General features: G+C 70.1%; 17 protein-coding genes and 1 tRNA gene. 5 read left to right on the top strand and 13 right to left on the bottom strand.

Going from position 1 to position 19,901, the window contains the following annotated elements:
- Window positions 1-164 precede the first annotated feature (164 nt).
- Window positions 165-1,901, top strand: a complete 1,737-nt coding sequence (locus OG718_RS11805) for a hypothetical protein (protein WP_328844093.1) — start codon at window positions 165-167, stop codon at window positions 1,899-1,901.
- 75 nt (window positions 1,902-1,976) lie between these two features.
- Here OG718_RS11805 and yjfF read toward each other — a convergent pair whose 3' ends face one another.
- The 11 genes from yjfF to OG718_RS11860 form a co-directional block, all read right to left on the bottom strand.
- Window positions 1,977-2,999 (bottom strand): galactofuranose ABC transporter, permease protein YjfF, encoded by a 1,023-nt coding sequence (gene yjfF, locus OG718_RS11810; RefSeq protein WP_143634553.1) that lies wholly within the window; start codon window positions 2,997-2,999, stop codon window positions 1,977-1,979.
- Window positions 2,999-4,090 carry an ABC transporter permease gene (locus tag OG718_RS11815; protein ID WP_143634551.1) on the bottom strand — a complete coding sequence of 364 codons (1,092 nt, stop codon included), beginning with the start codon at window positions 4,088-4,090 and terminating at the stop codon, window positions 2,999-3,001. Before OG718_RS11815 ends, yjfF begins: the two co-directional genes overlap by 1 nt.
- The gene (locus OG718_RS11820; RefSeq protein ID WP_143634549.1) at window positions 4,087-5,625 is read right to left on the bottom strand and encodes a sugar ABC transporter ATP-binding protein; all 1,539 of its coding nucleotides are present in this window, start codon (window positions 5,623-5,625) and stop codon (window positions 4,087-4,089) included. Before OG718_RS11820 ends, OG718_RS11815 begins: the two co-directional genes overlap by 4 nt.
- A gap of 181 nt (window positions 5,626-5,806) precedes the next feature.
- On the bottom strand, window positions 5,807-6,817 hold the full coding sequence (locus OG718_RS11825) for an ABC transporter substrate-binding protein (protein ID WP_143634547.1): 1,011 nt from the start codon (window positions 6,815-6,817) through the stop codon (window positions 5,807-5,809).
- Between the two features lie 157 nt (window positions 6,818-6,974).
- The gene (locus OG718_RS11830; protein WP_143634545.1) at window positions 6,975-8,021 is read right to left on the bottom strand and encodes a LacI family DNA-binding transcriptional regulator; all 1,047 of its coding nucleotides are present in this window, start codon (window positions 8,019-8,021) and stop codon (window positions 6,975-6,977) included.
- Between the two features lie 544 nt (window positions 8,022-8,565).
- Window positions 8,566-8,639 (bottom strand) — tRNA-Pro (locus OG718_RS11835).
- A gap of 73 nt (window positions 8,640-8,712) precedes the next feature.
- Window positions 8,713-9,591, bottom strand: a complete 879-nt coding sequence (locus OG718_RS11840; RefSeq protein ID WP_143634543.1) for a MurR/RpiR family transcriptional regulator — start codon at window positions 9,589-9,591, stop codon at window positions 8,713-8,715.
- A gap of 134 nt (window positions 9,592-9,725) precedes the next feature.
- Window positions 9,726-10,667, bottom strand: a complete 942-nt coding sequence (locus tag OG718_RS11845) for an ABC transporter substrate-binding protein (RefSeq protein ID WP_260694959.1) — start codon at window positions 10,665-10,667, stop codon at window positions 9,726-9,728.
- A gap of 83 nt (window positions 10,668-10,750) precedes the next feature.
- Complete coding sequence (locus OG718_RS11850; RefSeq protein ID WP_306936312.1) at window positions 10,751-11,440, bottom strand: ABC transporter permease; 690 nt, start codon at window positions 11,438-11,440, stop codon at window positions 10,751-10,753.
- Window positions 11,437-12,102, bottom strand: coding sequence for an ABC transporter permease (locus tag OG718_RS11855; protein ID WP_143634539.1), 666 nt, complete (start codon window positions 12,100-12,102; stop codon window positions 11,437-11,439). Before OG718_RS11855 ends, OG718_RS11850 begins: the two co-directional genes overlap by 4 nt.
- Entirely contained in the window at window positions 12,099-13,412 is a 1,314-nt protein-coding gene (locus OG718_RS11860) for an ABC transporter ATP-binding protein (RefSeq protein ID WP_260694958.1), read from the bottom strand. Before OG718_RS11860 ends, OG718_RS11855 begins: the two co-directional genes overlap by 4 nt.
- A gap of 119 nt (window positions 13,413-13,531) precedes the next feature.
- On the opposite strand from OG718_RS11860, the gene OG718_RS11865 reads away from it, so the two are divergent.
- The 4 genes from OG718_RS11865 (at window position 13,532) to OG718_RS11880 (ending at window position 17,604) form a co-directional block, all read left to right on the top strand.
- Complete coding sequence (locus tag OG718_RS11865) at window positions 13,532-14,542, top strand: ornithine cyclodeaminase family protein (RefSeq protein ID WP_328844095.1); 1,011 nt, start codon at window positions 13,532-13,534, stop codon at window positions 14,540-14,542.
- Window positions 14,539-16,104, top strand: a complete 1,566-nt coding sequence (locus tag OG718_RS11870) for an HAL/PAL/TAL family ammonia-lyase (protein WP_143634535.1) — start codon at window positions 14,539-14,541, stop codon at window positions 16,102-16,104. Before OG718_RS11865 ends, OG718_RS11870 begins: the two co-directional genes overlap by 4 nt.
- Window positions 16,101-17,006, top strand: a complete 906-nt coding sequence (locus tag OG718_RS11875; RefSeq protein WP_143634533.1) for an amidohydrolase family protein — start codon at window positions 16,101-16,103, stop codon at window positions 17,004-17,006. The genes OG718_RS11870 and OG718_RS11875 overlap by 4 nt, the downstream gene beginning before the upstream one ends.
- A 61-nt stretch (window positions 17,007-17,067) precedes the next feature.
- Window positions 17,068-17,604 carry a hypothetical protein gene (locus tag OG718_RS11880; protein WP_186001076.1) on the top strand — a complete coding sequence of 179 codons (537 nt, stop codon included), beginning with the start codon at window positions 17,068-17,070 and terminating at the stop codon, window positions 17,602-17,604.
- Window positions 17,605-17,620: 16 nt separating this feature from the next.
- On the opposite strand, the gene OG718_RS11885 is transcribed toward OG718_RS11880, so the two are convergent.
- On the bottom strand, window positions 17,621-18,535 hold the full coding sequence (locus OG718_RS11885) for a YceI family protein (protein WP_143634529.1): 915 nt from the start codon (window positions 18,533-18,535) through the stop codon (window positions 17,621-17,623).
- A gap of 229 nt (window positions 18,536-18,764) precedes the next feature.
- On the bottom strand, window positions 18,765-19,799 hold the full coding sequence (locus OG718_RS11890) for a LacI family DNA-binding transcriptional regulator (protein WP_143634527.1): 1,035 nt from the start codon (window positions 19,797-19,799) through the stop codon (window positions 18,765-18,767).
- Window positions 19,800-19,901 lie beyond the last annotated feature (102 nt).

The following is a 19,901-nucleotide window of genomic DNA, read 5'->3' on the forward strand; positions in this document are numbered from 1 at the left end:
GAGTCCGGGCGCCGCTCCGTGTCTCCCGGCCGTCGCCGAACCCGCGTCCTGGCCCGGACCGTTCGTCCGGCCACATGCGGCGCTCGGGCGGTCGGTAGGGTGCGTCCACATCGTCGACGATCACATGTGCGCGGCCCCCGGGCCGCCGGGGGGAAGGACCGCCTGTGGCCAACTTGCCGGGCGTACTGGCACTGCCTCGGATGCTCCGTCATTTCGCGACCACCGGTGAAGGGCTCCCCGAGGACGGCGCGGTGGAGTTGGACGCTCCTGACGACGCGCTCCATGCCGTGCTCTCCGCCGCCAGGTCCGGGATGTGGGAGCCGGCCGCGACCCTTCTGGCAGAGACTCGCTCCGCCGGGGACTGGTACCGGCGCGGCCGGTTCAGCGCCGGCCTCGCCGAGCTGGCACTGCACCACCACGGGTGGCTGGACGACTGGAACCGGGCACGGCCCGGCGACCCCGATCTGGCCCTGGTACTCGCCGAACTGGAGATCGACCGCGCCTGGCAGATCCGTACGGCGGCACGCGCCCGCCATGTTTCACAGGAGCAGTTCCAGGCGTTCCGCACCGTCCTGAGCGACGCCACGCCGGTCCTGCGGACGGCCGCCGACCTGAACCCGGGCGACCCCGTTCCCTGGCGGATCCTCATCGGCCATGCCATGGGGCTCGGCGCGCCCCGCGAGGTGTTCGACGAGTATCTGGCGCGAGGCAGGGACGGCGACCCGCACGACCTCGGCCTGCACACCCGTGCGGTGCAGTACCTGGCGCAGAAGTGGTACGGCTCGCATGCCGAGATGTTCGACTTCGCGGAGTCGGCCGCCGCCGCGGCGCCCAAGGGTTCGTTGCTGCGCGGTCTGCCCCTGCAGGCGGTCACCGAGTACGCCCTGGAGCACGACGCGGGGATCGGCCGGGGGCCGGTCGCCTGGTCCCGTATCGAGGCCGTCGTCGAGGCGGGTCTCGAACTCTCCGCCGCCTACGGGCCGGGCGACCGGCAGGCCGCGGGGTTCCGCAACCATCTCGCCCTCGCGCTGATCCGCTGCGAGCGCCACCACGAGGCCCTGGAGGTCTTCCGGCTCATAGGCACCGACGCGCGCACCTTCCCCTGGGCGTACCTCGGCGACGCCCGGGAGGTCTTCCTCCTGCTGCGCAAGGGGACCCGTGTCCAGGTGTCCCGATCCACCCCGTACTTCGGCGGTGCCGACCCCTCCTCCGTGGCCGAAGCCCCGTCCGGAACGTCCGCGCCGGGCATGGCAGCGACCGCACCCGCGGCCATGGCCCTGGCGGTCGTCGGTGCCCCGATGCGCGAGGTCCGCGAGGCGGTCCTGATCACCGGTACGACCGTGCGCCTTGCTCCGGCGCCCCGTGGCAGCACCCTGGTCGAGACCGCGCCCTCGGCCGATCCGCCGGCCCGCCGCAAGGGCACGCGCAGGACTCTGCTGGGCGAGGGCGACCTGCCCCGGCTCGCCCGCGCGTTCAGCAGGGGGGAGACCTGGCCGGTCCTCGTGGTGGCGAGGGAAGGAGCCGACTACACGCTCCGCCTGTACCGCGACGGCCGGGAACTGACCGCCCACACCTGGTGGACCGACCCGGCGGAGATGCCGACGCAGGAAGAGGCGGCGAAGCGGGCGACGGCGCTGGCGGCCTCCTACGGCATCGCGGACCACCGGCCGCTCACCGCCGCCCTGCGCGGCGTCGGCGCACCACTGCAGCACGTCGGGGAGACGTTCGCGATGCTCAAGCTGCCACCGCTGCCTGCCGGATTCGGCCGGCGCCCCGAACCGCTCGCGGACGTGCCGGGCGCTCAGGTCGTGGCACGGCGTTCCCTCTTCGGCGCCATCAAGGAGACGCTGGCCCCGGACGGCTCGGCCCACCGCGGCGGGGAACTGCCACCGTTGTCCTGACTCGACCGCCACTCACGCCAAGGGCCCGCCCCGAGTGTTTCCGGGCGGGCCCACAGGCGAGGAGCGGACGGTGGGTCAGGTCTTGCGGCGGGACGTCATCGCTCGCTGGATCAGGATGAACGCGCACAGCAGCACACCCGTCGCGATCTTCGTCCACCACGAGCTCAGCGTGCCCTCGAACTGGATGAGGCTCTTGATGAGGCCGAGGACGAGGACGCCGAAGAGGGTGCCGATCACATAGCCGGAGCCGCCCGTGAGGAGCGTGCCGCCGATGACGACCGCGGCGATCGCGTCGAGCTCCATACCGGTGGCGTGCAGGGGGTCGCCGGACTGGATGTAGAGGGTGAAGAGGAGTCCGGCGAGCGCCGAGCAGAAACCGCTCATCGTGTATACGGCGATCTTGGTGCCGCCCTGCGGAAGGCCCATCAGCAGGGCCGACTGCTCGTTGCCGCCGATGGCGTACACCCGGCGTCCGAAGCGCGTGTAGTGCAGGACGTAGAACGCCGCGGCCAGCACCACCAGCGCCACTATGGCCCCGATGGAGAGGAAGGCCCCTCCCAGTGACACCTGCGTCTGGGCCATGCTGCTCACGGAGGAGTCGCTGATGGAGATGGACTCCTTGCTGATGACCAGGCACAGGCCCCGGAAGAGGAAGAGGCCGGCGAGGGTCACGATGAAGGGCTGGATCTCGAAGTTCTGGATCACATAGCCCATCAGGAAGCCGCCGAAGGCTCCCACCGCGAGCGCCATGGGGATGACGACCACGATCGGCAGGCCCTGCCGCTCCACCAGCCATGCCGTGAACATGGTCGTGAAGCCGATGACGGAGCCGACGGAGAGGTCGATGCCGCCGGACAGGATGACGAAGGTGGCGCCGACGGCTGCGACCAGCAGATAGCTGTTGTCGATGAACAGGTTCAGGAAGACCTGCGATTCGGCGAACCCGTAGTTCTGGTACCGGCTCAGGCCGATGACGTACATCACGAGGAACAGTCCGGCCGTCACCAGGACGGGCAGCCGCCGGTCGCCGAGTACGCGTGCGGCCTTGCTGGTCGTGCGGCTGTCCGCCGCCGTCGGCCGCTGGGTGGTCGTGCTCATCACGACACCTCCATCTTGGGAGAGGCCTCGGCCGCCGGGGCGGTCTCCGCCGGTGCCGGTGCCGCGGCCTTCTTGCCGCCGCCCTTCGCGCCGAACACCTTGGCGCGGAACTTCGGCGACTGCATCAGGCAGACGATGATGACGACGGCGGCCTTGAAGACCAGGTTGGTCTGGGTCGGCACGCCGATGGTGTAGATCGTGGTGGTCAGGGTCTGGATGACGAGGGCGCCGACGACCGTGCCCCCGATGGAGAACCGGCCGCCGAGCAGCGACGTACCGCCGATGACCACGGCGAGGATCGCGTCGAGCTCGATCCACAGACCGGCGTTGTTGCCGTCCGCGGCCGAGGTGTTGGAGCTGATCATCAGGCCCGCGATACCGGCGCACAGCGCGCAGAACACGTACACCATGATCTTGATCCGCATGGACCTGATGCCGACCAGGCGGCTGGCCTCGGCGTTGCCGCCGACGGACTCGACGAGCAGGCCGAGGGCCGTGCGGCGGGTGATCACCACGGTGACGGCCACGACGGCGGCCACGATGAAGATGGAGAAGGGCAGCGTCAGCCAGTAGCCGCCGCCGATCAGCTTGTACGGCTCGCTGTTGACGGTGATGATCTGCCCGTCGGTGATCAGCTGGGCGACACCGCGGCCGGCGACCATGATGATCAGCGTGGCGATGATCGGCTGGATGCCCATCCTGGCGACCAGGAAGCCGTTCCAGAGGCCGCAGACGATCGCGGCCACCAGTCCGATGCCCAGGGCCAGGAACACCCCGGACAGGGCGCTCTGGTCGGCCTGGTCGCTGATGTACGAACACGTCAGGGCGCCGGTGATGGCGACCACGGCGCCGACCGAGAGGTCGATGCCGCCGGTGGCGATGACCAGGGTCATGCCGACCGCGACCAGGATGAGGGGCGAGCCGAACAGGACGATCGAGACGAGGCTGCCGTAGAGGTGGCCGTCCGTCATCTTGATCGCGAAGAAGTCGGGTGTGAAGGGAACGTTGACGAGCAGCAGGATGACCAGCACGGCGACCGGCCAGAACAGGTGATGGTGTGTCAGCGCTCGCCATCGGGGAGTGGTGGTCACTGGTGCTCTCCGCTCGCGATGGTCTCCAGGATCCGGGTGGTGGTGATCTCGGGCCCGTTGGCGAGCTGCGCCACCAGCTTGCGGTCACGCAGCACTCCGATGGTGTGGCTGAGCCGCAGGACCTCCTCCAGCTCGGCCGCGATGTACAGCACGGCCATGCCCTCCTCGGAGAGCGAGACCACGAGTTTCTGGATCTCGGCCTTCGCGCCGATGTCGATGCCGCGCGTCGGCTCGTCCAGGATCAGCAGTTTCGGCTGGGTGATCAGCCAGCGGGCGAGCAGCACCTTCTGCTGGTTGCCGCCGCTGAGCTGGCCGACCCTGGCCTCGGGGTTGGCCGGCCGGATGTCCAGGGCCTTGATGTACTTGGCGACGAGTTCGTCGCGCTGGGCGACGGGGATGGGCCGGGTCCAGCCGCGGGTGGCCTGCAGGGCGAGGATGATGTTCTCCCGCACCGTCAGGTCCGGTACGAGGCCCTCGGTCTTGCGGTTCTCCGAGCAGAACGCGACGCCCGCGGCGATCGCGTCGTTCGGGGCGCTCATCGAGACCTGCTTGCCGCCGATGGTCAGCTTGCCGCTGTCGGGGTGGTCGGCACCGAAGAGCAGCCGGGCGAGTTCGGTGCGGCCCGATCCGAGGAGTCCGGCGAGTCCGATGACCTCGCCCTTCTTGATCTCCAGGTCGAAGGGCGCGATTCCGCCGACGCGTCCGAGGCCGTCCGCCTGGAGCAGCGGTTCGCCCACGTCGGAGTGGAGTTGCTGGTCGTGCAGCTCCTCCAGCTGGTCCAGGGCCTTGCCGATCATCAGCTGTACGAGGCCGACCTGGTCGAGGTCGCGGACCATGTGCTCGCCGACCAGGGTGCCGTTGCGCAGGACGGTCATCCGGTCGCAGACCTCGTAGATCTGGTCGAGGAAGTGCGACACGAAGAGGATCGCGACGCCGTCGTCCTTCAACCGCCGCATCAGGGCGAAGAGTTCGAGGACCTCGTCGCGGTCGAGGCTCGACGTCGGCTCGTCGAGGATGAGCACCTTGGTGCCCGCCCCCTGACCGTCGGCGTCTCCGGTGCCCACCGACCGTACGATCGCGACCAGTTGCTGCACGGCCAGCGGGTACGAGGACAGGGGCGCGGTGACGTCGATGTCGAGACCGAGCCGGTCGACCAGCTCGGCGGCCTCACGACGCAGCCGCTTCCACTGGATGCGGCCGAAGCGGGTGGGTTCGCGTCCGATGAAGATGTTCTCCGCCACCGACAGGTTGGGGCAGAGGTTGACCTCCTGGTAGACCGTGCTGACGCCGGCCTGCTGCGCCTGCGACGGGCTGGTGAACCGTACGGACGTGCCGTTCAGGGTGACGGTGCCGCCGTCCAGGGAGTGGACCCCGGTCAGCACCTTGATGAGGGTGGACTTGCCGGCGCCGTTCTCGCCGAGCAGTGCGTGGATCTCGCCGGGGAAGAGCCGGAAGTCGACACCCGACAGAGCCCGTACCCCCGGAAACTCTTTGACTATGCCCGTCATCTCCAGGACGGGCAGCGGCTCTGCCATGGCAGCGCTCCTCATGGATTTCGTTCAGGCCCGCAGGGAGCCCCCTGAGCCGAGGCGTTCGGCCGGACGGAGGCTCCCTGGCGGTGGGTGCGGTCGGTCGGTACGTGCGGGTCGACGCCCGCGGATCAGTACCTGCGGATCGACACCCGCGGATCAGTACCTGCTGGTTCGAACCCGAAGGTCAGTACTTGCGGGTCGGGAGCGCGTCCTTGGCCTGCTCCTGCAGGAAGTCGCCCTCCTTGGTCTTGATCCGGCGCTCGACCGTCTCGCCGTCGTTGACCTTCTTCACGAGTTCCATCAGCTGGGGGCCGAGCAGCGGGTTGCACTCGACGATGCCGTTGATCTTGCCCTCGGACATCGCGACGAAGCCGTCCTTCACGCCGTCGACCGAGATGATCAGGATGTCCTTGCCGGCCTTCTTGCCGGCCGCCTCGATGGACTGGATGGCGCCGAGGGCCATGTCGTCGTTGTGCGCGTAGAGCACGTTGATGTCCGGGTTGGACTGCAGGAAGGCCGCCATGACCTGCTTGCCGCCGGCCCTGGTGAAGTCGCCGGTCTGGCTGACGACGACCTTCCAGTCGTCCTTGTGGTCGGCGTCCATGATCTCTTTGAAGCCCTTGGCGCGCTCGAGCGCGGGGGCGGCACCCGTGGTGCCCTCCAGCTGAGCGATCTTCACCGCACCCTTGTGGCCGGCCTTCTCGAGCACCTTCTCCAGCATCTTCGCCGCGCGGCGGCCCTCGTCGGTGAAGTCGGAGCCGATGAAGGAGACGTACAGGGAGTCGTCGGAGGTCTCGACGGAGCGGTCGGTGAGGATGACCGGGATCTTGGCGGACTTGGCCTCCTTGAGCACCGCGTCCCAGCCCGTGACGACCACCGGCGAGAAGGCTATGACGTCCACCTTCTGCGCGATGTAGCTGCGGATCGCCGAGATCTGGTTCTCCTGCTTCTGCTGGGCGTCGGAGAACTTGAGGGTGAAGCCGGACTCCTTGGCCGCCTCCTTCACCGACTTGGTGTTGGCGGTGCGCCAGCCGCTCTCCGAGCCGACCTGCGCGAAGCCGAGGGTGATCTTCTTGCCACCGCCGTTGCCGTCGGAGGAACTCGAGCCGCCCTCGTCCTCCTTGGCACAGGCCGCCAGGCCGCCCGCCGCCGCCACGCCGACCGCCGCGGTGAGGAAGTTCCTTCTGTTGAGCATGTGTCTTCTCCTTTGAAGAGCAGGGCCCTGAGGGACCTGCTGGTACGCCGTGCTACTCGCCGGGACAGGCTGCCCTGCGTCCAGCCTGTCGATCATTGTTCGACATATCGGCCATACGGATGCGGTGAAAATCGGCCGTGGGGTGCTGTGTGCGGTGTCAGGTGGGGGCTGCACCCGGGTCCGCGGTGTACGGGAAAGTGCTTGCGCGGACCACGAGTTGAGGCTCGATGGCGAACCGGGGTGTCCCGGCCGGGTCACGGCCCTCGATCAGGTCCAGGAGCAGGGCGATGCTCCGTTTGCCCACCGCCGAGAAGTCCTGCCGGACAGTGGTGAGCGGTGGGGCGAAGAACTCCGACTCCGGTATGTCGTCGAAGCCGACCACCGCGACGTCCTGGGGAGTTCGCACGCCCGCTTCCCGAAGAGCACGCAACACCCCCAGTGCCATCTGGTCGTTGGCGACGAAGACCGCGGTCAGCCCCCGGCCCACCCAGCCGGCCAGTTCCTGGCCCGCACGGTAGCCCGACAGCGGACTCCAGTCCCCGCGCAGGAACATCGGCGGCTCGACACCGGCCTCTTCGAGGGTCGCCCGCCAGCCTGCGGCCCGGTCCGCCGCCTCCTGCCAGTCCTCGGGTCCGGCGAGGTGCCAGACCGTACGGTGGCCGGCGGCCAGCAGATGACCGGTGGCCAGCCGTGCGCCCATGTGCTGGTCCACGTTGACGCAGGGAATCCCCACGCCCGGTCCGCTGCCCACGGTCACCACCGGGAAGGGGTGGCGGAGTTCGGCGAGGGCCTCGACCGCCGACCGCTGCGGGGCGATGGCGACCACTCCCTCCACCCCGCCCTCACTGAGGTGGTCCAGGGCTTCGGACAGCGCCTCGACGGTCAGCTTGCGCAGACTGACCGTGGAGACGAGGTAGCCCTCGGCACGCGCCGCCTCTTCGAGTGCGAAGAGGGTGCTGGCCGGACCGTAGAGCGTTGTGTCGGAGGCGACGACACCCAGGGTCCGAGTGCGCCGGGTGACCAGGGCTCGTGCGGAGGAGTTGCGGCGGTAGCCCATTTCCTCGATCGCGTGCAGCACCCTGGCCCGAGTCTCGTCCCGCACGTTGGGGTGATCCCCCAGCACACGGGAAACAGTCTGGTGGGACACGCCCGCCAGTCGCGCGACATCGGCCATGGTGGGCGGCCGAAGCTGCGATTGTGCCATGGCCGCACCTCCTTGGCGGTCGTATACCGGAAGATTTCTGTGACACCCGTGGACGTCTCCGCGCGACGGGGCCCGGCCCGCAACAACGGCAACCGGTCCGCCGGACGGCCGGGTAACTCTCCGGGCGGCAGCCCTCCGACCACGGCAGTTGCCATGGAGGCGAGTTGGGGCGTCGCGAACGCCATGGTCGTACCTCCCTGGAAGTCGGCCGGTGATTGCGGAGGTCATTGTGAGCGCTAACAATTCATGCCGGTCAAGGGGTCCAACAGCAGGAGGACGTCACGTTTGAGTAACGCGGCGGAAGCACGTGGTGTCGGGCCGGCGGTCCACAACGCGGGTTCACGGCAAGGGGCTTGACGCGCTTCGGGCACGGCTCTATTTTCAGCACCGAAACTTCGAACTACGAACGAAATATCGGACGTTGATGATGATCGGTTCCAGCCAGAGGCACGCGCCTCTCCCCCGTCGATGCTGAGCATCGGCACCACGCCCGCACGCGAAAAGGGCCCTCACAGGCTCTCGCCTGCGAAGACCCTTCGCTCTGTCGGGACGACAGGATTTGAACCTGCGACCCCTTGACCCCCAGTCAAGTGCGCTACCAAGCTGCGCCACGTCCCGATGCGCTTCGTCGCGGAGTTCCGCGTGAACACGCAGGTAAACCCTACCGTACGCGCCCGGTGACCGAGGCCGGTCAGTCGACGAACAGGCCCCGTGCGGCCGCCCGCGTGTCGAACTCCTCCAGGCGGGCCTGGGCGTCGGGCAGGGCGTCGCACATCGCCTCCAGGAGGACCTGGCCGAGGAGCATGGGGGCGCTCACCGTGTCGAAGACCAGGTCGGTGCCGACGGCGGCCGGCAGGAGCAGGTCGCTGTGGGCGGCCACCGGGGCGAAGGTGCCGTCGGCGATCGTCACCACGGTCAGCCCCGTTGTGCGGGCGTGGCCGAGTGCGTCCAGGAGCTCGGCCGGGTGGCGCGGCAGGGCGAAGCACATGAGGGCGCTCGCGCCGGCGTTCCTGGCCATGTCGATGCGGTCGGCCAGCCGTGAGCCTCCCTCGTCGAGGAGACGTACGTCCGGGTGGACCTTGGCCGCGAAGTAGGCGAAGCCACGGGCCTGGGCCGCGGAGGCACGCAGTCCGAGCACCGGCAGTGGCCGCGAGGCCGCGAGCAGCCGTCCCGCGCGTTCCACGGGCCCGGCATCGGCGAGCAGGGACGCGAGTTGGAGCAGGTGGCTGATCTCGGCCCGTACGGCCTGCTGGTACGGGTTGGCCGGCCGCGTGTCCACGGCCGGTCCGGCAGGTGCCACGTCCCGCAGGTGTCTGCGCAGGGCCGGGTATCCGTCGAAGCCGAGGGCGACCGCGAAGCGGGTCACCGACGGCTGGCTCACACCGGCCAGTTGGGCCAGCTCCACGCTCGACAGGAAGGGCGCGGCCGCGGTCTGCCGGACCAGACAGTGAGCGATACGACGCTGCGTGGGCGTCAGCCGGCGCCCCTCGAACAGCTGGTGCAGCCGCGCGGGCGCGACGGCCCCCTGAGGCGCGCCGACACCGACGCCGGCCCCGTCCGTGTCGGTCACCCTGGTCCCCCTCGCTGCCGCGCGTACCGGACTCCTTGCCGGGCGTGCCTGACTCCTGCCCGGCGTACCCGACTCCTCGCCGGGCGTACCGGACCTTCCACAACCGGTGCGGAAGGTCCGGAGGACCGTCAACGTCAGCCGGCGAGACCGGCGTTCGTCAGCCACTCCTTGGCGACGTCGGAGGCGTCCTCCTTGTCGTTGACGAGCTTCTTCATCATCTCCAGCAGGTCCTCGGTGGTGAGCTTGGCCGAGAGGGCGTTGAGCGCCGCCTTGGCCTTGTCGTTGACCGCCGACTTGTAGACGAGGGGCGTGACGTTCTGCGAGGAGAAGAGGTTCTTCGGGTCCTCCAGGACCACCAGCTTGTCCTCGACGATGGCGGGGTCCGTCGTGTAGAGGTTGGCGGCCTGCACCTTGTTGTCCTTCAGCAGCTTCAGCAGGGTGCTCTGGGCGCCCGCGTCCAGCGGCTGGAACTTCCCGAACTCGACGCCGTAGACCGTCTTCAGACCGACACCGCCCTGGGTGCGGGTCTTGAACTCCGAGCCGGCACCGATGGTCATGTCCTTCGCGACCGGCTTCAGGTCGGCCAGGGTCTTGAGGTTGTGCTTGGCGGCGATCTCGGAGGTGACCGTGACCGAGTCCTTGTCCTCGGCCGCGGCGGAGTCGAGTATCTCCACGGACTTCGGGAGCTTCGCCTTCAGCTCCGCGTTGATCTCCTCCGTGCCGGTGGCGGTGCTCTTCTTGTCGACCGCGACGGACAGCAGGGCGCCGTTGTACTCGGGGAAGACACCTATGCCGCCCTTGACCACCTGGTCGTAGTACACCTCGCGGGCTCCGATGTCGAACTTGCGCGTCACTTTCAGGCCCTTGTCCTCCAGGGCCTGGGCGTAGATCTCGGCGAGGAGCTGGTTCTCGGGGAAGTTGGCCGAGCCGACGACGATGGACTTGCCGCCTCCGCTGTCCTCGCTGCCGCCCGACAGCGGGTTGTCGTCGCTGTCGCCGCCGCCTCCGCAGGCGGTCAGGGCGAACGTAGTGATGAGGCCGAACGCGGTGACGCGGGCGATGGCTTTGGCTTTCATGGGTGTTTCCTTTCTTGGGAGCCCTCAGGAGCTCTCGGGGCCTTCAGAAGCGTGGGAGCTCGGGAGATCAGGAACTCGGGACATCAGGACTTGGTCGCCGAAGGCTGCAGCCCCGGCGAGACGACGAAGCGCCGCAGCGCGGTGAAGACGGCCTGGACGACGAGCGCCAGCATGACGACGACGGCGGAGCCGCCGATGACCAGTTCGTAGTTGTTGCGGGCGAGTCCGTCGACGATGAATCGCCCCAGACCTCCGAGACCGGGGTACGCGGCGACGGTCGCCGTTGCCACGACCTGGATCGCGGCGACCCGCAGGCCGAGCAGGATCAGCGGCAGGGCCATCGGCACCTCGACCTTCAGCAGGACCTCCCAGCCGGTCATGCCCATCCCGCGCGCGGCGTCCCTGGTGTCGGGGTCCACGCCGCGCACGCCCTCGAAGGTGTTGATGAGGATCGGCGGGACCGCCAGGGCGACCAGGGCGACCAGCACCGGCGTGGTGCTCAGCCCGGCGACCGTGACGACGAGGACGACCAGGCCGAAGGTGGGGATGGCCCGCGCGAGGTTCGCCACGGTCGCGACGGCGAACGCGCCCCGGCCGGTGTGCCCGACCAGCAGTCCGAACGTCAGCCCGATCAGGGTGGCGAACAGCAGCGAGATGCCGCTGTAGGTGAGGTGCTCCGCGAGCCGGTGGGGGATGCCGTCGTCCCCGCGCCACTGCTGGGACGCCGTCAGCCAGTCGCCGACGAGCTCGATCTGGTTCAGGAAGTCGTTCACGCCGTCGCCCCCTTGCCGCGCGCCCATGGTGTGAGCAGCCGCTGCGCGAGCACGAGCAGTGCGTCGGTGACGAGGGCCAGGAGCATGATCAGTACGGTCGCGGTGATGATCGGGGTCGGGAAGTCGAGCTGGAGCCCGCGGGTGATGTAGTACCCGAGGCCGCCCTGTCCGATCAGTTGCCCCACGGCGACGAGGCTGATGGACGAGACGGCGGCGACCCGGACACCGGCCACGACGACCGGCACGGCGATCGGCAGCTCGACCTGGACGACACGGCGTACGGTGCTGAATCCCATGGCGGTGGCCGCCTGCCGTACCGGTTCGGGTACCGAGGCCAGTCCGTCCACGACGTTGGGTATGAGCACCGACAGCGTGTAGAGGGTCAGCGGGATCATCACCGTGCGCTCGGTCAGCCCCGTGTAGCGCACGAAGATCATGAACAGGGCAAGCGACGGGATCGAGTACAGCACGTTGGCCGCGGTCAGGGTCGGCGGGTAGACCCACCGCCAGCGGTGGCAGAGGATGCCGAGCGGCACGGAGATGATCAGTCCGAACAGCACCGGCAGGAGTCCGAGCCGCAGATGGACTCCGGTGTAGTCGGCCAGCTCGCCGATGTGATCGCCGATCCAGTCCCAGCGTATGAGGGGTTCGCCGTCTCTCATCGCCCGTCACCGCCCGCGCCGGGGCCGTCGGCGTCGTCGCCACTGCCGCCGTTCGTCTCTCCCTTGACGACCGGCACCTTGGACACCGCGTCCTCGGCCGGCTCCGCGTCGGTCGCCGACGTCCCGGGGGTCTCCGCCTCGGTCGTCGCCGCCTGGGCCGTCTCGGCCGCGGCCGTCGCCTCCCCGGCCGCGGACTCCTCGGCCGCCGCGTCGACGGCCGTCCCGTCCCCGGTCATCGCCGCGGACAGCTCGTACGCGTCCGCGACCCCGACGACCGCGCCCTGGGGGTCCACGCCCACCGCGAGCCGGGACGGAGACAGGAGTGCCGAGTCGAGGGCGGCCCGTGCCGAGTCGCCGGCCAGGCTGAACGTGTGGCCGAGCGGGGTCAGTGGGGCGTCCGCGAGCGTGCCGCCGGCCGGCAGGTCGGCGACCGCGGCCCAGCCGAGCGGCCGCCGGTCCCCGTCGACGACGAGCACCCAGGGTTCGTCCGCCGCCCGGGCCCGCGCCACCGGGGAGTCGGCCGGCAGGACCAGCCCGTCCCGCAGCGGCAGATCGGCCGCCTTGACGAAGGACAGGCGGCGGATGCCACGGTCCTGGCCGACGAAATCGGCCACGAAGTCGTCGGCGGGATGCGCGAGCAGCCGCTCCGGGGTGTCGAACTGCGCGAGCTTGCCCCCGGTGCGGAACACGGCGATGTTGTCGCCGAGCTTGATCGCCTCGTCGATGTCATGGGTGACGAACACGATCGTCTTGTGCAGTTCCTTCTGCAGCCGGATGAACTCCGCCTGCAGCTCCCCCCGGACGATGGGGTCGACCGCGCTGAAAGGCTCGTCCATCAGCAGCACCGGCGGGTCCGCGCCCAGTGCCCTGGCCACCCCGACGCGCTGCTGCTGTCCGCCGGAGAGCTGGTACGGATAGCGCTTTGCCATGGCGGCCGGCAGCCCCACGAGCTCCAGCAGCTCAGCCGCCCGCGAGCGTGCCTTCTTCTTGCCCCAGCCGAGCAGCAGCGGCACGGTCGCTATGTTGTCCAGCACCGTGCGGTGCGGGAACAGACCCGCGTGCTGGATCACATAGCCGATGCCCCGGCGCAGCTCCGGGGCGGCGATCTCCCGGATGTCCCGGCCGCGCAGGCTCACGGTGCCCGCCGTCGGCTCCACCATGCGGTTGACCATGCGCAACGTCGTGGTCTTGCCGCAGCCGGAGGGGCCGACCAGGACCGTGATGCCACCCTCCGCCAACTCCAGCGACAGCTCGTCCACGGCTGTCGTGCCGTTGGGATAGTTTTTGCTCACCGCGTCGAATCTGATCAAAGCTGCCCCTTACCCGACTGCATATGGTCATGCAGAGTTGTGTGTGGCTGAATTACAGTCAATCCCCTTTTGTAAACGGCACGTTACGTTCGTCCGAAGAAAGTGAAAGGGCGCCCGAAATGCAGGCGTTTGACCCGGTCTGGTTCACGTTCCTGAACGGCTCGGACATCGAACAGCTCGAACTTGACGACACCGAGGTGCTCGACGCCGTCGAGCAGGGGCTGCGTGCTCAGGGCCGCGGGGAAACGGTCATCGAACCACGGGTCCACCTCACGCCCGATCCCTCGTTCAACGGCCACTTCAACGTCCTGCGCGGCTACATCGCGCCACTGGGGCTGGCCGGAGTCAAGATTGTGGGCGACTACGTCGGCAACTACAAGGCCGGGCTGCCGTCCGAGATGGCGCTGCTCAACCTCTTCGACCCACGTACGGGCATGCCGGTGGCAGTGGTCGACGCCACCGCGATCACCGAGATGCGCACCGGCGCGCTCACCGCGCTCGGGGCGCGGCACCTGGCCCGCCCCGGCTCCAAGGTGCTCGGTCACATCGGCGCCCGCGCCACCTCGTACTGGAACGTCCGCCTGCTCGACCGGATCTTCGGCTTCGACGAGATACGGGTCCACTCGCGCCGCCCGGAGAGCCGCGAGGCCTTCGCCGAGCGCCTTGAGCGCGACCTCGGCAAGCCCGTGATCGTCACCGACGACTGGAAGTCGTGCGTCGAGGGCGCGGACATCGTCGTGGAGGCGTCCCGGCTGGAAAGGCCCGAGCCCTTGCTGAGGACGGAGTGGATCGCGCCGGGAGCTCTTGTCGTACCGTACGGAACGATGAGCGCGGTCGAACTCTCCCTCACCGACATCATGGACAAGGTCGTCGTCGACGACTGGGGCCAGTGCCGGTCCGGGCCGTTCGGTGCCCTCCGCGCCCATGTCGAGTCGGGGCGGCTCAGCGAGGAGACCCTGCACGGCGAGCTGTGCGAGATCGTCGTCGGCGACAAGCCCGGCCGTGAGCACGACGACGAGACCATCCTGTTCTGGCATCGCGGCCTCTCGTTGTCCGACATCGCGCTGGGCGCGGCCATGCTCAAGAAGGCCGAAGAGCGTGGCCTCGGACAGAACCTGCGGTTCTCATGACCGGTACGTCTCCCGCTCCTACCCCGCCCGCCGCCGCTGACGCCGTGGTCCTCGACGGGCGCGCCCTCACCTGCGAAGACGTCGCCGCCGTCGCCCTCCGCGGCGCCCGGGTCGCCCTGGCCGAGGAGGTCCTGCCCCGGCTGGAGCGCGACCGCGCGGTCGTCGACGACGTGGTCGACCGCGAGGTGCCGACGTACGGCCTGACGACGGGCCTCGGCAGCCGGTCGTCGTACGCGCTGCCGCGGACCGAACTCGGCGAGTTCAGCGTGCGCACGGTACGGGGACGGGCCAACGCGGTGGGCGATCCGCTGCCGGTCCCCGTCGTACGCGCCGCCCTGCTCGCCCGGGTGAACGGCGTCGCGGGCGGTGGCAGCGGAGTGCGGCCGGAGATCGTGCCGCTGCTGGTCTCCATGCTCAACTCACGGGTGCACCCGGTGATCCCCGAGGTGGGGTCGATCGGCGCCTCCGACCTGTGTCAGATGGCCCATGTCGGCCTGGTCGTCATCGGCGAGGGCCGTGCCGAGGTCTCCGGTGAGGTGCTCGACGGTGCGCGGGCACTGCGCCGGGCCGGGCTGGCCCCCGCCGAACTGGGGCCGAAGGACGGGCATGTGCTCTGCAGCGCGAGCCCGCTGGCGGCCGGCGTCGGCGCCCTCGCCCTCCACGAGGCGGCCGCCGTCCTCACCCTCGCCCAGGCGGTCACCGCGCTCACCTTCGAGGGGTTCCGGGCGAACACCAGCCCGCTCGACACCCGCGTACTGGGCCTGCGTCCGGCCCCCGGCCAGGCCCGCGCGGCGGGCGAACTGCTCGCGCTGCTGGACGGCGGCCAGCTCACTGATCCCCGGCACGCGAGGCGCGTCCAGGACCCCGTGAGCCTGCGCTGCGCCGCCCAGGTGCACGGGGCGCTGCACGCCGCCCTGGACTTCGCCCGGGCCGCGCTGGAACCGGAGCTCAACGGCTGCGGCGACAACCCTGTGGTCCTGGCCGACACCGGGGAGATCCTCTCCTCCGGCAACTTCCACACCCCGGCCCTGGCCCTCGGCTTCGACACCGTCGCGCTGGCACTGACGCAGACCGCGGCGATCTCGGCCGAGCGCATGCGGCGGTTGCTCGATCCCGCTGTCAGCGGACTCCCCGCGAACCTCTCGCCGTACGGTCCGGAGCGTTCGGGCTTCGCGCCGCTGGCCAAGACGGCGCAGGCGCTCGTCGCCGAGATCCGTGCCCTGTCCGCACCCGTGTGCACCGACCCCCGGCATGGCGCGGACGCGGTCGAGGACGACTCGACCAACGCGGCGCTCGGGGCTCGACGGCTGACGACGATGCTGGTCAGGCTGCGGCAGCTGCTCGCCGTCGAGGCCCTGGCCGCGGCACAGGCCGTGGACCTGGCCGCCCCGGTCACCATGGGACGGGGACCCGGTCTCCTGCACCGCGCGATCCGCGAGCTGGTCCCGCGCCTGGACGACGACCGGCCCTGCGGAGCGGACGTGGACCTGGTGAGCCGGGACGTCCTGGACTCCGACGAGGTACGAAGCGCTCTGCACGCTTTGGTGGAAGGACCTTCGTGACCAACGTCGACGTACACCAGCATCTGTGGACCGCCTCGTTCCTCGCGGCCCTCCGAGCGCGTGACGAGCCGCCGTTCCTGGACGGCTGGACCCTGCACACCGCCGGCGAGCCGCCGTACGAGGTCCCGGCCGCCCAGCACGACGTCGCCGCGCGTGCCGAACTGGCCGCCGCCGACGGGCTCGGCAGGGCGCTCGTCTCGATGTCCGCCCCGCTCGGCGTGGAGTGGCTGCCGTCCGAAGAGGCCCGCCCGCTGCTCGCCGCCTACCACGAGGACGCGGCAGGACTGCCCGAACCGTTCGGGGCGTGGGCCGCCGCCTGCGTCCGGGACATCGACGCCGACGCGACCGCCGCGGACCTCGACCGGGGGTTCGCCGGGCTCCAGCTCCCGGCGAACGCCCTCACCGACGAGGCGGGGTACGCGCGCTGCGCCCCGCTGCTGGATCTGCTCGAAGCGCGCGGCCTCCCGCTGTTCGTCCACCCGGGCCCGGCGCCCGGCACGTCTCCCGGGCCCGGCTGGTGGCCCGCGATGGTGCCGTACGTGCAGCAGATGCACTCCGCGTGGTTCGCCTTCCGGGCGTTCGGCAGGCCTCGTCATCCCCGGCTGCGGGTGTGCTTCGCGCTGCTGGCCGGGCTCGCCCCGCTGCACGGGGAGCGTTTCGCCGCCCGTGGCGGGGACGAGGGGCGCTCGGCGGTCGATCCCGACGTGTTCGTCGAGACGTCCTCGTACGGTCCGCGTGCCGTCGACTCGGTCGTCCGTGTCCTCGGTACCGACGTCGTCGTGATGGGCTCGGACCGGCCCTACGCGGAACCGCCGCAGCAGCCCGGCTTCGGTCTGGGCGGGGCAACCGCGTACGCCTTCCGCATCACCAATCCACGCCGCCTGCTCACCGGAGAGGACTGACCGCGCCCGACGGCCACCCATGACCGTCGTCCAACACCCAATCGGCACCAGGGGGATGACCATGAACCCGACCCCGATCGACACGGCCGCGCTCGCCGAACTCGGCGCGTCCGACCGGCCGTTCCGGCCCGAGGAGTGTGCGGACCGGGCCCGCCGCGCGGCGGCGTTCGTCGACACCGCCGCGCTCGACCGCTCCGGCCCCGGCTCGTATCTGCTGCTGTGGCGGAACGCCAACTCCGAGGCGTGGCTGAACACTTGGTGGCAGGCGCGCGACACCGGCTACCACGACCACCAGGGGTCCTGCGTCGGCGTGCATGTGATCGAGGGCGCCGCCTGGCAGGAGGGGCTGCCGGTGGGCGGCCCGCGTCGCGCCCGCCGGTACGGGCCCGGGGAGTCGTTCTCGTTCCCGGGTTCGGGCGTCCACCGGATGGACCACGACGCCGGCGCCGTGACCGTCCACGTCTACTCGCCGCCGATCGAGGCCATCGGGCACTACGAGATCGTCGACGGCGAACTGCATCGCACGGCCGGGCCGCCCGACGAGGGCTCCCCGGCGAGTCCCCGGCTGCTCGACGCCCTCAACTCGATCGGCCGGTGAGTCCGGGGAGGCCGCGCTACTCCGGCGGAGTGGGTGTGTCGTGCGTGCGGTACATCGCCTGGACGTCCAGTTCGAGCTGGATCGTCGGACCGACCACCGCGATGCCCCGCGCCAGCATGTTCCGCCAGTTCAGTGTGTAGTCCTCGCGGTGCAGTTCGGCCTTGGCCAGGGCCGCGCAGCGCAGTTCCTCGCCGTAACCGCCGTTCACCATGCCGAGGTACGTCGTGTCCAGGGCCACCGAGCGGCTCACCCCGTGCATCGTCAGCGAACCCTGCAGGATCCACTTGCTGCCGCCGCGGTAGGCGAACCGCGTGCTGTGGAAGTCGATGAAGGGGAACCGCTTGACGTCCAGGAAGTCCGCCGACCGGAGGTGGTTGTCACGGGTCGTGTTGCCGGTCGTGATGCTCGCCGCGTCGATCCGGACGTGGACCCGGGACTCGGTGATGTCCTCGACGATCTGGATGCCGCCGTCGAAACGCTCGAAGCGGCCGTGCACATGGGCCATCCCGACGTGCTTGGCGATGAAGCGGATCGCCGTGTGGGGCGGGTCGAAGAGCCAGGTGCCGGTCGGCGGCAGGTCGAGCTGACGGGCCGGTTCCAGGCGGGCGTACAGGGTGGGGAGGGTGACGCCGGCGACGATCTCGACGGTCTCGCGGACCGGGGAGAGCCCCTCGGCCATGACCATCATGCTGTAGCCGCCCGGCGGCAGCACGGCCATGAAGAAGCCGTACGGGTCGGTGGTACCGCGGGCCGCGACGCGATGCGAGTCGAGCGCGGTGATCGTGACGTCGGCGCCGCCCATGGGCTGCCCCATGGGGTCCGCGACCTCGCAGCCGACCGCGCCCGCGCCGGGCGGCAGGGGCAGCGTGAGGCCCGACGCGGCGGCGGAGGCGTCCTTGGAACGCCGACGCCGAAGCAGCCCGAGGGCCATGATGTTCACCTGTCTTCTCAATTCCGTTGCTAGCCACGGCTCGACGCCCTCCCACGCACCCGGCAGGCCCGTGGGCCGCACGGACACGGGCACGGCGAACCGGGACGTGAGCCACTCATGATCATGATCCAGCCGTCCACGGCGTGGGTGTCTCAATACGAGACAGTGCCTCGACACGCGACAGTGGTTCGACGGTGCGGCGTCCGGACACCGCGAGCCCGCCCGGGCCTCACCGCGAGGGCGCGGGCCCCGTGGAGTCGCGTACCACCAGCACATGGCCGGTGGATTTCCGGCGGGGCCGGGAGGCGGGCGGCCTGAGAGCCATCGCGAGGGCCTGCCGGCCCATTTCGGCGAGGGGAAGCCGCACGGTGGTGAGGCCGGGGGCGAGGTCCGCCGCGAACGACACGTCGTCGAATCCGGCGACCGACATCCGGTGCGGGACCGGTACGCCGTGGGCGCGGAGTGCGGACAGGACGCCGATGGCCATGGCGTCGTTGAGAGCGACGATCGCGGTGGTGTCCGGGTGGTCGCGCAGGATCCGCTCGGCCGCGTCGCGCCCGCCGTCCCGGGTGAACTCGGCCTGCGCCAACGGCAGTTCGTCCGAGGACAGTCCGGCTCCTTCCAACGCCGCCGTCACCCCCGCGAACCGGTCGGCGACCGTGGACAGCAGCATCTCCCCCGCCGCCACCGCGATCCGGCGGTGCCCGAGCGACAGCAGATGGCCGGTGACGGTCTCCGCCCCCTCCTTGTTGTCGGGCCGCACCGCGTCCGCGTTGAGGAAGTGACGGCCGATCACCGTGAGCCGCCCGCCGGCGTCCTGGAAGGCGGACAGCTCGGCCCTGGACTCGGCCTCCATCCGGGGATCGACGTACCCGGAGCCCGCGATGATGATGACGCCGACACGCTGGGCGATCAGATGGCGGATCTGACGCAGTTCGTTCTGCGGATTCCGGCCGGAGTGGCAGATCTGGACGATCAGATCGCGTTCGCCCGCCACCTGCACGACCCCGCCCGCGATCTCCGAGAAGTACGGGTCGTCGATCTGATGGACGATCAGCCCCACCGTCGACGCGGTACCGCCCGCCAGGGTGCGCGCATGGGGATTGGCGACATAGCCGAGCTCCCGCGAGATGCGGCGGACCCGCTCGGCCACCTCCTCGCGCACCCCGTCGCGTCCGGCGAGCGCCCGGGACGCCGTGGTCAGTGAAACTCCCGCGCGCTCGGCCACATCGGCGAGCCGCAGTCGTGAACGGGGCCTTGGCATTCGTCACCGCCTCCGAACAGGGCCTTGTCAATCGGTCCGTGCACGACGCTTGTCTCAACTCATGTGACGTGGCTTACATAGTACGCAAGCGCTCGCGAAAGC

Source organism: Streptomyces sp. NBC_00258 (assembly GCF_036182465.1).
Taxonomy (GTDB): Bacteria; Actinomycetota; Actinomycetes; order Streptomycetales; family Streptomycetaceae; genus Streptomyces.